Here is an 11,143-nt window from a genome sequence, read left to right as displayed (position 1 = left end):
GCGCGCGCCTGAGGGGGGCGCCTTTTAGCCCCCCTGAAATAGACAGCAGGCGCTGAATAAGCCGCCATGCGGCTTTTTCAGCAGCCTGCTAGCGAGCTAGACCCAGACGCCGGCCTCCGCCCGCATGCGGCGCAGGCGCCAACGAGCGCCGGCGCCGAAGATCGGTTCTGGTGGGATCCACGCCGGGCCCGGCAGCGCCTCCATCGCCTCCAGGGCGGGGCTGCGGTGACCGATCGCCCGTTCGGCGAGGAGCTGCCCGGCCACCGTGCCGAGGGCGATGCCGGCGGCATTGAAGCCGCCGGTGGCCCACAAGCGATCGCCGAGGCAGCCGAAGAAGTGACGGCCGTTGCGGGTCATCCCCATGACTCCGCCCCAGGTATGGTCGAAGGGCACTTCGCCGAGAGTCGGAAAGCGATCGATGAGGGCCTGTCGGTGGTGCCTTGCGGCGGCCACCCGCCAGGCCGGCGACGAGCTGGTGCTGCGCGAGAAGAGCACCGAGTTGCGCACCAGTAAGCGACCATCGGCGGTGCGCCGCACGGTCGAGCCGAGGGGGTCCTGGGCGAGCAGTCCCCAGGGCCGCCGACCGCCGCAGGCGTCGAGCTCCTGTTGCCTCAGGGGGCGCGTCATGGAACCGAAGGTCCAGATCGGGAAGAGGCGATCGCGCAGCACCCCGAAGGTCGGCAGGAGGGCGTTGACGGCGAGGAAGACCTGCGGCGCCGAGACCTCGCCGCCGCGAGTGCGCAGTCGCCAGAGGCCATCGTGGTGCAGGCGGTAGACGGGGGTGTTCTCGTAGAGCTCGACGGTCCCCGGCAGGGCTCGCGCCAGGCCGCGGGCGAGGACCGCCGGCTGCACGAGCACACTGCCCGGCAGGCGCACCGCGGCGCGGTAGTAGGCAGATCCGGTGAGGTTTTGGAGCTGCCGCTGGCCGAGGCTCTCGTAGGGCTCGCCGCGGCTTTCGAGCCAGCTCTCGAGATGCTCCAGGGACTCCCGGCCGGCGTCGGTGGCGGCACCGTGCAGCCAGCCGGTCTCGTCCCAGCCGCAGTCGAGGCGGTGCCTGAGCACCTGTCGGCGCAGGTTTGCGATGCCCTGCCGCGACAGGGCGATGAAGCGGCCGGCGTCGTCCGGAGCGAGATGCGAAACGAAGCTGGCGAGATCGACCACGAAGCCGGAGCTGCGTCCCGAGGCCCCGAAGCCGGCGCTCTGCGCATCGAGCACCAGCACTCGCCAGCTCGGCTGCAGCTCGGCGAGGCGGCGGGCGATAGCGAGGCCGGTGAAGCCGGCACCGATGACCACCGCGTCGGCCGCCTCGTCGGCTCGTAGCCGATGGCCCTCGGCGGGATCCAGGTCGGCGAACCAACCGCAGGTCGAGTCGTCGCGGGGGAGACTTCGGGCGCGCATAGTAATTATCTTATTGGAATATGGTGATTGATTAGGCGGAGAGACTCGCCGGTCCGTTCCGGGCCTCCCCTCGGCGCGCCCTACTCGGCCCAGCGTCGGGCGAGGTGGAGGATGGTCTCGGCCGCCTTTGCCAGGCTCGAGGACGCGATCCACTCGCGGCGCGAGTGGAAGAGCAGGCCGCCGGCGAAGATGTTCGGCGTCGGATGCCCCTGGGCGGTCAGCAAGCTGCCGTCGGTACCGCCGCGGATCGCCTTGCGCCGGACCTCGAGGCCGGTGTCGCCAATGGCGCCCTCGGCGCGCTCGACGATGAGGCGATGGCGGCTGAGGACATCGCGCATGTTCTGGTACTGGTGGGTGACCTCGACATGGATGCCGAGGCCCGGGTAGCGAACCTCGAAGGAGCTCGCGAGCTGGCGCAGGTAGGCGATGCGACGCTCGTTCTCTTCGATCTCGAAGTCGCGCACCAGCAGGTGGACAGTGGCCTCTTCGTTGCCACCCTCGATGCGACCCAGGTGATAGAAGCCCTGGCGTTCGGCGGTGCGCTCGGGGGTTTCGTCGGCGGGCAGTTGCGAGACCAGGCGCGCGGCAACGGCGGCGGCGTTGATCATGCGGTCCTTGGCGTAGCCCGGATGGACGCCCACGCCGCGCACCGCGAGGGTCACGCGCCAGGCGTCGAAGCACTCGTCCTCGAGCTCCCCCGGGAAACTGCCATCCAGGGTGTAGCAGCTCGTCGGCAGGCGACTCAGGTCGATGCCTTCGATGCCGCGGCCGATCTCCTCATCGCTGGTGAAGCAGAGGCGGATCTCGCCATGGGGAAGCTGCGGAAAGCGCTGCAGGGCGGCGATGGCGGTCATGATCTCGGCGACCCCGGCCTTGTCGTCGGCCCCGAGCAGAGTGTCGCCGGCGGCGGTGATGATGGTGTCGCCGCGGAAGTGGGCGAGGTCCGGCGAGTCGGCAACCGTCAGCTCCAGATTGGAGTCCTTCGGAAAGCGGATCGGCGAGCCGTCCCACTGGCGATGGCAGATCGGCTCGACCCCTTCACCGGGCTGATCCGGCGAGGTGTCGACGTGGGCCAAGAGGCCGAAGCTCTGGCCGCCGGCGCCGTCCGAAGCCGGCAGGGTGGCGTAGACGAAGCCGGCCGCCGCCAGCTCGACGTCGACGAGGCCGATCTCCCGGAGCTCGTCGGCGAGGATCCGCAGCAGGTCCATCTGGACTCGGGTCGAGGGGACCGCGAGGGAGCGCGGATCGGAGGTGGTGTGAACCTGCACGTAGCGCAGGAAGCGTGCTTCGACGTCGCGGGCGAGAAACTGCCGAATCTGCGGCGAGATCATGGCGTCTCACCGCGGTTGGGCGTGCCGGTGAAGAGGGTGAGCTTGCAGACCTCGCGGAAACCCAGTCGGCGATAGACGCCCACCGCCATCAAGGTCGATTGCAGGATGGCGGTGCGATAGCCGAGGTCGGCGGCGACGGCGAGGGCGCGCCGGGAGATCTCCGCGGCGATGCCGCGATTGCGCGCTTCCGGAATGGTCGCCACGTTGTAGAGGCCGGCGACGCCGGCACCTTCGAGCAGCGAGGCGGTGGCCACCGGTCGGCCGTCGGCGCGGGCTACGAAGTGGTGCCAGGGGGGCTCCGTGCCGATGGCGCAGAAGAGGTCGAGGAAGGGCGCCGTGGCGAAATCGGGAAAACCGAAACCGACGGCGCCGACGTCGCTCCAGGCGGCGAGATCGGCATCGTTCTCGACCCGCCGGACCTCGAGGTCCGGAACCTCGGGAACGCTCGGTAGATCGGCCAGGTCGAGGGCCATGCCGGGTAGGTCATCGCCTTGCTCGAGGCCGCGGGCACGCAGGCGATCGGCGAGGTCGAGGGGCCGCGTGGTCGGTCCGATCCACCACATCAGGGGAGCCGATGAACGGGCCAGGATGCGGTCGAGGATCTGGTCCTCGCGACCTTCCGGGAGGCGCGCCCGGGAGATGTTGTTGAACAGCGGAAAGGGGACGTCACAGACCGTTTGCAGGATTTCGGGATCGTCATGGACCTCGATGCCCGACCAGCGATTCCACTGCTTGACGAACTCGGCCATGTTGGCTTCGACGGCGGCGCGGGCGCCCTCTTCGGACGAGGAGAAGGTCATCGTCTGGGTTGGAGCCTCAGCGCGTGGTGAGGGAGCCGCCCTCGAGCGCTTCCTTGCGGGTGGTCATGGTGCCGGTGGTGCCGCGAATCCCGGAGCCGCGGCGCGACCGCAGGTCGTTGACGGCGCGACCGTCGCCGCCATCGTCGGGTGTCGGAACCTCGAGGACGGGGCCGAAATCGACCTTCGGGAAGGGCGCCGGGCCGAAGCGGGCCGGCTTGCCGCGGGCCTTGGCCTGCAGCGCCTTGAGCACCATGTGGGGGTGAATCGGTACCTGGTCGACGCGCACGCCGACGGCATCGAAGATGGCGTTGGCGACCGCCGGCATCACCGGCAGCAGCGGTCCCTGGCCAACCTCCTTGGCGCCGAACGGGCCTTCCGGCTCGGGATCTTCGATCAAGTAGCTGGTCACCGGCGGCATGTCGAGGAAGGTCGGGCTCTTGTACTCGAGCAGTGAAGGCATCTTGTGGACCAGCGCCGAGGAGCGTTTCTTCGGCAGCCGCCGGAAGGCCTGTTCCTCCATCATCACCTCGCCCAAACCCATGTAGACCCCGCCCTCGATCTGTCCCATCACCAACGCCGGATTGAGGCTCCGGCCGATGTCGTGGGCCATCCAGACGTGGAGCGGCCGCCAGATGCCCGTCGCCGGATCCACCTCGACCTCAATCACCGCCGCCGAGTAGGAGTAGGCCGGCGAGGGGCCGACGCCGGCGCCGCGATACTTGCCAGGAGAGCGCGGCGGGATGTAGGAGCCGGTGGTGGCGAGGGTGCCGAGGCTGGCCTCGGCGGCGATCACCGCCTCCTCCCAGGGCACGCCGTGCTCCTCGTCGGCGGCGTCGAAGACCCGTCGGCCGGAGAAGATCAACCGCTCCGCCGGCACCGCGAGGCGCTCGGCGACGGCACCGGCGATCATCTCGCGGGCTTTCTCGGCGGCCTCGACGGCGGCGTTGCCCATCATCAGGGTGACCCGCGAGGAGTAGCTTCCCAGGTCGACCGGCGTCAGGTCCGTATCGGCGACGCACAGGCGGATGTCGGCGAGCTCGATGCCCAGCACCTCGGCCACCAACACCGCCAGCACGCTGTCCGAGCCCTGACCGATCTCGGCCTCGCCGCAGAAGACGGCGACATTGCCGGAGCGGTCGAGCTTGATCATCACGCCGGATTGGGGCATGTGGTTCCAGTAGATCGGCAGGCCGGCGCCGCACATGTAGGAGCCGCAGGCCAAGCCCAGGCCGCGGCCCTCCGGCAGCCGTCCATGGCGCTCGCGCCAGCCGCTGCCGGCGACCACCGCCTCGATGCAGCGGCCGAGGCCGATGGTGCCGACCTTCAGCCAGTTGGCGGTCACCCGGTCCGGGGGCGCCAGGTTGCGCAGCCGGAGATCCGCCGGGTCGATGCCGAGCTGGTGGGCGGCGCGATCGAGGTGCACCTCGAAGGCGAAGCGCGGCTGGGGCGTGCCGTGACCCCGCTTGGGGCCGCAGGGCGGCTTGTTGGTGAACGCCCGCAGGCCCTCGAAGTGATAGCGCGGCAGCTTGTAGGTGACGGTTTGGAGTGCCCCAGTTTAGTAGGTCGAGGCGACGCCATAGGAGCCGTAGGCGCCACCATCGAGGGCGGTGCGTAGGTGCTGGGCGGTGATCGCGCCGTCTTTGCTGAATCCGGTGCGGACGTTCATGCGCACCGGGTGCCGTCCGCGATGGCAGTAGAAGACCTCCTCGCGGGTCAGGGTGACCTTGACCGGTCGGCCCAGCACCAGGGCCATCTTGGCGGCGGCGATCTCGTGGTTGAAGGGGTCGCTCTTGCCGCCGAAGCCGCCGCCGTTGGGGCACGCCACCACCCGTACCCGGGCCGCCGGCAGCTCCAGCACCTTGGCGAGGGAACGGTGCAGGTAGTGGGGTGTCTGGGTGGAGGAGTAGACGGTCAGGCGATCGTCGTCCTCGGGTACCGCCACGGTGGCGTGCTGCTCCATCGGCAGATGGGTGTTGCCCTCGTAGAAGTAGTCGTCCTCGAGAATCAGGTCGGCGTCGGAGAAGCCGCCGTCGACGTCGCCGAAGCGCATCGAGACCTTCTTGTGCAGATTGCCTTCGTCGCCGTAGTCGTGAATGCGCGGCTCGGGGGTCGAGAGGGCCTCGTCGATGCTGGCGATGGTGGTCAGGGACTCGTAGTCGACGCGCACCGCGAAGGCCGCCTCCCAGGCGGCATCCTCGCTGGTCGCCGCCACCGCCACCACCGGATCACCGACGAAGCGCACCTTGTCCGGACAGAGGGCGTGCTCGTCCTGGGAGACCGGCAAGATGCCGAAGGTCTCCGGCATGTCGGCGCCGGTGAGGGCTCCGAGATAGCCATCGACGGCTTCCGCCGCCGACAGGTCGATGGCGGTGATGCGACCGTGGGGCACGGTGCTGCGCACCAGCCGCAGGTAGGCCATGCGGGGGAATTCGAGATCATCGGCGAAGCGCGTGCGGCCGGTGACCTTGGCCCGCCCGTCGACCCGCCGAAAGGGCTTGCCCACGAGGTCGAAGGCAGACTCCTCCTCGGGCTCGGCGTTGGGGTCTCGACGGATCGGATCGGCCATGCGGTGGGGGCTCCTTCGACGGGCTTCCGGCGGCGGGGCGATGAAGCGAAACAGGTTTTGCTTACAGAAATTTGGCACGGCCTTCGGAGGCTGTCAAGGAAGCCGCCGGTGAGCCCCCTGCGGTGAGCGACGCCGGCGACTGATGCCGGATGACGATCTCACCGCCGGCTGCCGCGAAGGCGATAGACTGCCGGCTATGAAATCGATTCGTTGCGCTCTCTTGTCCGGTCTGCTGGTCGTCGCCTTGGCTCCTGCTCTCGTTGCCCAGGAGTCCCTCACCCTGCCAGGTCCCGGCGGCAATGGCGGTCTCTACCTGCCGGATGTCCAGGCTTCGTACCCACAGGTCGACTGGCAGGCCTTGCAGCGGCTGGAGATTCCGGCAGGCCACTATCGCTTCATCCGCCTCGGCAATCTTCCCCAACGCAGCGCCGCCAATCCCCTCGTGATCACCAATCACGGTGGCCAGGTGCGCGTCGGAGGACTCGATTTCCACTACGTCTTCATCCTCGGCGGGGGCTCCCACTGGAAGCTCACCGGTCGCTTCGATCCGGTTGCCGGTACCGGCCATGGGGACTTTCGCGGCCACGCCGAGGGCGACTATGCCGGCAGCCGGGGTCGCTACGGATTCTTGATCGACGACGCCTTCGAAGACAGCAACTCGGGCCTCGCCGTTGGCGGTGGCGCTTCCGCCTTCGAGGTCGAGATGCTCGAGATCCGCCACGTCGGCTTTGCCGGCATGCTGATCAAGACCGACGACGCCGGCGATGCCGACATGCGGGACGTCCGCATCCACGACAACTACATCCACGACGTCGGCAGTGAAGGGGTCTACATCGGTAGCACCCAGGCGCCGCCGCAGCACAAGATCAGCGGTCTCGAGCTCTACAACAATCGCATCGTGCGCACCGGCACGGAGGCGCTGCAGATCGGCCAGATGGGGGGCGGCTCGAAGATCCACCACAACGTCTTCCTGTGGGGCTCCCTCGACTGGAAGAGTCCCTTTCAGAACTTTCAGGACAATCATTCCCAGCTCGGCTCCCGGGAGGGCGATGTCGAGGTGCACCACAATGTCTTCATCGGTGGCGCGAGCAAGTTCTTCATCCTGTTCAACCAGGATCGCGACGGCGACGACCACCAATCCGGTGATCGCTTCCGGATGCACCACAACTACTTTTCCCACAGTCGCCATTTCGGTGCCTACTTCCAGTCCGGTGCCGACGGCGTGACCCGCTTCGAGTTCCACGACAACCTTTTCCGCGGCTTCGACTTCCAGTACGACGAGGTCAACAGCGGCGTTCCCGACTACGATGCGGTCTTCCGCATCTTCAACACCGCCAATCCGATCGAGCTGCGCGACAATCGCTGGCACGGGGTCAGCACGCTGGTGCAGGCGGCCGGCTCGAATGTCGTCGAGACCGGCAACCTGCAGACTCCCATCGCCCCCTATGCCTTCATCGACAGCGGTTTTCCGGCGGACTTCGACTACCTGTTGCTCGAGGAGTGGACGGCGACCTCGAACATCACCAACCAGCCGGTGACCTACCAACCCGGTGACTGGGTGATGTTCGAAGGCGAGCTCTACGAGTGCGTCGCCGCCAGTCCCCACTCCGGACGTCGGCCGCCGGACTTCCCGGGCACCTGGGCGCTGCGCCCGCCGCCGCCGGACGATCTCCGCCACGCGGCCGGCGGGCCGCATGCCGGCATCGGCCTGCTGGACGGTCTCGAGCTGTTTGCCGATGGCTTCGAATCGGGCGACACGACGAGCTGGTCCGGGGCCGCCCCCTGAAACGATCTTCCCCGCTGGGACTCTCAACGAAGGATCGTAGGCTGCTCGAGATGGCAGGCCGCCTCGCTCAGACGAGCTCGACCTGCTGAGGGGTGCAGCCGGCGGACAAAGCCGCAGATGCCGTGACCTGGGCTTGGTTGCAGAGGTTGGGTCAGAAGACTGGGCTAGTCCGGCAGCGGCGCGCCGTAGATGGCGTCGTGGGGCATCTCCGGCTCTTCGCCGCGCAGGGTGGCGGCGGCGTGGTCGATCGCTTCGAGAATCTTGTGGTAGCCGGTGCAGCGACAGAGGTTGCCGGCGAGGGCTTCCTGCACGCTCTCGCGGGCTGGCTTCGAATCCGCCGCCAGCAGCGCCTTGGCGGTCATCAGGATGCCGGGAGTACAGTAACCGCACTGGGCCGCGCCGAAGTCGGCGAAGGCGGCCTGCAGAGGGTGCAGGTCGTTGCCCTCCTGCAGGCCTTCGACGGTCTCGATGGGACGACCTTCGAGGTCTGCCGCCAGCATCAGGCAGGAAAGCACCGGCCGGCCATCGACGAGCACCGTGCAGGTACCGCACTCGCCGAGCTCGCAACCGTGCTTGGTGCCGGTCAGGCCACACTCCTCGCGCAACACCTCGAGCAGCGTGTGGTGGGTCGGGAAAACCACCGCGTGGTCTTCGCCGTTGACCCTCAAGCGGGCCGTGACGAGCTCCTCCGGTTGGGGCATCGAGCCTTGCTGGGCCATGGAGGCAAGCCTATCAAGGCGCCTTTCGGCCGTCTGGCGGGGGAGAGTTCCCCGCCGGCCGCGAAGACGAGCTCCGCGGCCGGCGGGCTCGAGGGAGGATGCCCCGAGTTCGTTTCTGGGTCGGGAAGGATCGAGCGGAGGCGATGAGTGCTCGGAATCGGCGAGCCAGAAACAACGAGAGGATTATGCTGAAGGAGCATTAAAATGTCAATAGAGCATAGAGTGATCGTGGTCACCGGGGTGACCCGGGGGCTCGGCCGGGCGATGGCGGAGGCCTTCGCGGCTGGCGGACATCGGGTGGCTGGCTGCGGCCGCGATCGTGGCGCCCTCGACGAGGTCGCGACCGAGCTCGGCATCGAGGACCATTTCTGGCAGCCCGTCGACCTCGCCGACGGCGCCCAGGTCGAGGCCTGGGGACGGGCCGTGGAGGCTCGCCTCGGGGTGCCCGACCTGGTGATCAACAATGCCGCGGTGATCAATCGCAATGCGCCGCTCTGGGAGGTTCCGGGAGAGGAGATCGAGAGCCTGTTCCGGATCAACCTGGCGGGCGTTTGCCACGTCCTGCGGGCGTTTCTGCCGGCGATGGTCGAGCGTCGGCGGGGAGTGGTGGTCAACTTCAGCTCCGGCTGGGGCCGCTCGACGGCACCCGAGGTGGCGCCCTACTGTGCCAGTAAGTGGGGCATCGAAGGGTTGACCCGAGCCCTGGCCCAGGAGCTACCGCCCGGGATGGCGGCGGTGCCCTTCAATCCCGGCATCATCCACACGGAGATGCTGGCGAGCTGCTTTGGCCCGGCGGCGGCGAGCTACCCGGGGCCGGAGGAGTGGGCCCGCCGGGCGGTTCCGCGGCTGCTCGCCTTCGGCCCCGACGACAATGGCGAGGCGCGCTCCCTCTAGCAGGCTGCTGAAATACTCATCGGCAGCCTGCTTCCGGGCCCGCGCGGGCCCGGCGGCGAAGCCGTGAGACGGGGTGAGCCCCTACGCGGGCCGCCGAAAATCGCACTTTTTCGGCCGAGGGGGCGCTCAGCCTCCTCGCCGGGCGCCCCTGAAACAAACAGCTAGCAGCGTTGAAAAAGTCGCGAAGCGGACTTTTTCAGCAGCCTGCTAGCAGCCGTGATCGGCCGCCTTGGCGTGGTCCCGGGCAGCCCGTCGATCAGGAGTCCGAGGTGCTCCAGGCGTTGAGGTCGCCGCTCTCGAAACCGTCCTCGAAAATGCGCGGGCCGGGGTTCATCAAGACACGATTGCCGGTGCAGGTGCCGGCCACCAGGTCCGGCCATTCGTCGCCATTGAGGTCGATGACGGCGAAATCGAAGACTCCTCCCGGCAGCCACGGTGGCTGGATCTGATTGAAGGGATCGTCGAGGGCGACGTTCGGGGTGTTGCCGCGATTGCGCAGAATCGCCGGGCGAATGCCGTCGCAGATCTGGAAGTCGGTGTCGACGTCGGCGACCAGCACGTCGAGGTAATTGTCACGATCGAAGTCCACCAGGTAGGTGTTGCCACCGAAGTCACTGGTCACCGGTGTCGTCTGGGCGATGGTGGTGAAGGTGGCGCGACCGTTGGCGGCGGTGCCGGTGTTGATCAGGTAGGAGTCCTGGAGATCGTCGACGACGTAGATGTCCGGTCGCTCATCGTTGTTGAGGTCGCCGACCTCCATCATGTAGGGCTGCCCTTCGTAGGCGTGGTGGAGGTCGTCGAAGGTGCCGATATCGTCACCGCCGGCGTTGTACAGGATGCGCACCGAGTTGGGGAAATCGTCGAGGGTCGAGATCTTGACGATGTCGGCGGCGCCGTCGCCGTTCATGTCGAGAATCTGGGCATCGGTTCCGAAGGCCGACTGCGACATGGCGGCGGTCATGCGGCTGGCGGTCTCGTCGGTGAAGAAGCCGTCGCCGTCGTTGATCAGCAGACGATCCTCGAGATTGTTCGAGTAGTCGACGAAAAACAGGTCGAGGTCGAGATCGTTGTCGATGTCGCCGACGCCGATGGCGCAGAACTTGGGTGCCGGGTTGAAGGTCGGTAGCCGGTTGTCGCTCGGCTCCCAGTCGAAGCCGAGCCAGTTGCCGTCGTCGTCGCGCTTCAGATTCATATAGATGCGCGGTTGATCCGAGAAGGTGGTGACGGTGACGATGTCGATCCAGCGGTCGCTGTTGACGTCGACCAGGGCGACGTCGCGGTCATCGGTGAGGTCGGCGAACTCCGGCGCGAACTCGGCGGTGCGATCCACCAGCACGCCGTTCTCGTTGAGGAAGAGAGCGTTGCGCTTGCCGCCGGGGGTCGAGAATCGCACCTTGCGGAAGACCACCAGATCCTGATCGCCGTCGAGGTCGAGATCGGCGACTCCGAAGTCTTTCTCGAACGGATCATCGAGGCCCACCGGGTCGAGGGCGTCTTCGTCGGTCACCAGACGAGTCGCCGACTCGTCGGTGAATTCCAGCCAATCGCTGTAGGCGGAGGGAGTGATGAGCAGCAGCACGACCAGCACGGACCGGATCAGATGACGGTTCATGACGACCTCCAGCAGTGATTGGATGGCCCCTGACGGC

Annotated in this window: 7 protein-coding genes and 1 pseudogene; 2 read left to right on the top strand and 6 right to left on the bottom strand. The window is 67.6% G+C overall.

Annotated elements, in window-relative coordinates:
- Positions 1-96 precede the first annotated feature (96 nt).
- The 4 genes and pseudogenes from AAF604_13265 to AAF604_13250 all read right to left on the bottom strand — a co-directional run bounded on the left by AAF604_13265 (position 97) and on the right by AAF604_13250 (position 6,095).
- The gene (locus AAF604_13265) at positions 97-1,398 is read right to left on the bottom strand and encodes an FAD-binding oxidoreductase (protein ID MEM7050628.1); all 1,302 of its coding nucleotides are present in this window, start codon (positions 1,396-1,398) and stop codon (positions 97-99) included.
- Positions 1,399-1,478: 80 nt separating this feature from the next.
- Positions 1,479-2,729 carry a peptidase T gene (gene pepT / locus AAF604_13260; protein ID MEM7050627.1) on the bottom strand — a complete coding sequence of 417 codons (1,251 nt, stop codon included), beginning with the start codon at positions 2,727-2,729 and terminating at the stop codon, positions 1,479-1,481.
- Entirely contained in the window at positions 2,726-3,529 is an 804-nt protein-coding gene (locus tag AAF604_13255) for a GNAT family N-acetyltransferase (protein ID MEM7050626.1), read from the bottom strand. Before AAF604_13255 ends, pepT begins: the two co-directional genes overlap by 4 nt.
- A 16-nt stretch (positions 3,530-3,545) precedes the next feature.
- A pseudogene (locus tag AAF604_13250) lies at positions 3,546-6,095 on the bottom strand (molybdopterin cofactor-binding domain-containing protein).
- 196 nt (positions 6,096-6,291) lie between these two features.
- On the opposite strand from AAF604_13250, the gene AAF604_13245 reads away from it, so the two are divergent.
- Entirely contained in the window at positions 6,292-7,881 is a 1,590-nt protein-coding gene (locus AAF604_13245; GenBank protein MEM7050625.1) for a right-handed parallel beta-helix repeat-containing protein, read from the top strand.
- Between the two features lie 164 nt (positions 7,882-8,045).
- On the opposite strand, the gene AAF604_13240 is transcribed toward AAF604_13245, so the two are convergent.
- Complete coding sequence (locus AAF604_13240) at positions 8,046-8,600, bottom strand: (2Fe-2S)-binding protein (GenBank protein MEM7050624.1); 555 nt, start codon at positions 8,598-8,600, stop codon at positions 8,046-8,048.
- A 204-nt stretch (positions 8,601-8,804) separates the two neighbouring features.
- Here AAF604_13240 and AAF604_13235 point away from each other — a divergent pair, with 204 nt between their 5' ends.
- On the top strand, positions 8,805-9,494 hold the full coding sequence (locus AAF604_13235) for an SDR family NAD(P)-dependent oxidoreductase (protein MEM7050623.1): 690 nt from the start codon (positions 8,805-8,807) through the stop codon (positions 9,492-9,494).
- Positions 9,495-9,750: 256 nt separating this feature from the next.
- Here the strand turns inward: AAF604_13235 and AAF604_13230 are convergent, their stop codons facing one another.
- Positions 9,751-11,106, bottom strand: coding sequence for a VCBS repeat-containing protein (locus AAF604_13230; GenBank protein MEM7050622.1), 1,356 nt, complete (start codon positions 11,104-11,106; stop codon positions 9,751-9,753).
- Positions 11,107-11,143: the final 37 nt, after the last annotated feature.

The organism is Acidobacteriota bacterium (assembly GCA_039028635.1).
GTDB lineage: Bacteria > Acidobacteriota > Thermoanaerobaculia > Multivoradales > JBCCEF01 > JBCCEF01.
The sequence above is the reverse complement of the archived record's forward strand: the minus strand, read 5'-3'. Positions and strand labels throughout refer to the sequence as shown.

What these genes read in the sequence shown, in the direction of transcription:
- AAF604_13255 (MEM7050626.1), bottom strand. Translation starts at nt 3,529, where the DNA reads ATGACCTTCTCCTCGTCCGAAGAGGGCGCCCGCGCCGCCGTCGAAGCC.
- pepT (MEM7050627.1), bottom strand. Translation starts at nt 2,729, where the DNA reads ATGATCTCGCCGCAGATTCGGCAGTTTCTCGCCCGCGACGTCGAAGCA.
- AAF604_13235 (MEM7050623.1), top strand. Translation starts at nt 8,805, where the DNA reads ATGTCAATAGAGCATAGAGTGATCGTGGTCACCGGGGTGACCCGGGGG.
- AAF604_13240 (MEM7050624.1), bottom strand. Translation starts at nt 8,600, where the DNA reads ATGGCCCAGCAAGGCTCGATGCCCCAACCGGAGGAGCTCGTCACGGCC.
- AAF604_13245 (MEM7050625.1), top strand. Translation starts at nt 6,292, where the DNA reads ATGAAATCGATTCGTTGCGCTCTCTTGTCCGGTCTGCTGGTCGTCGCC.
- AAF604_13265 (MEM7050628.1), bottom strand. Translation starts at nt 1,398, where the DNA reads ATGCGCGCCCGAAGTCTCCCCCGCGACGACTCGACCTGCGGTTGGTTC.
- AAF604_13230 (MEM7050622.1), bottom strand. Translation starts at nt 11,106, where the DNA reads ATGAACCGTCATCTGATCCGGTCCGTGCTGGTCGTGCTGCTGCTCATC.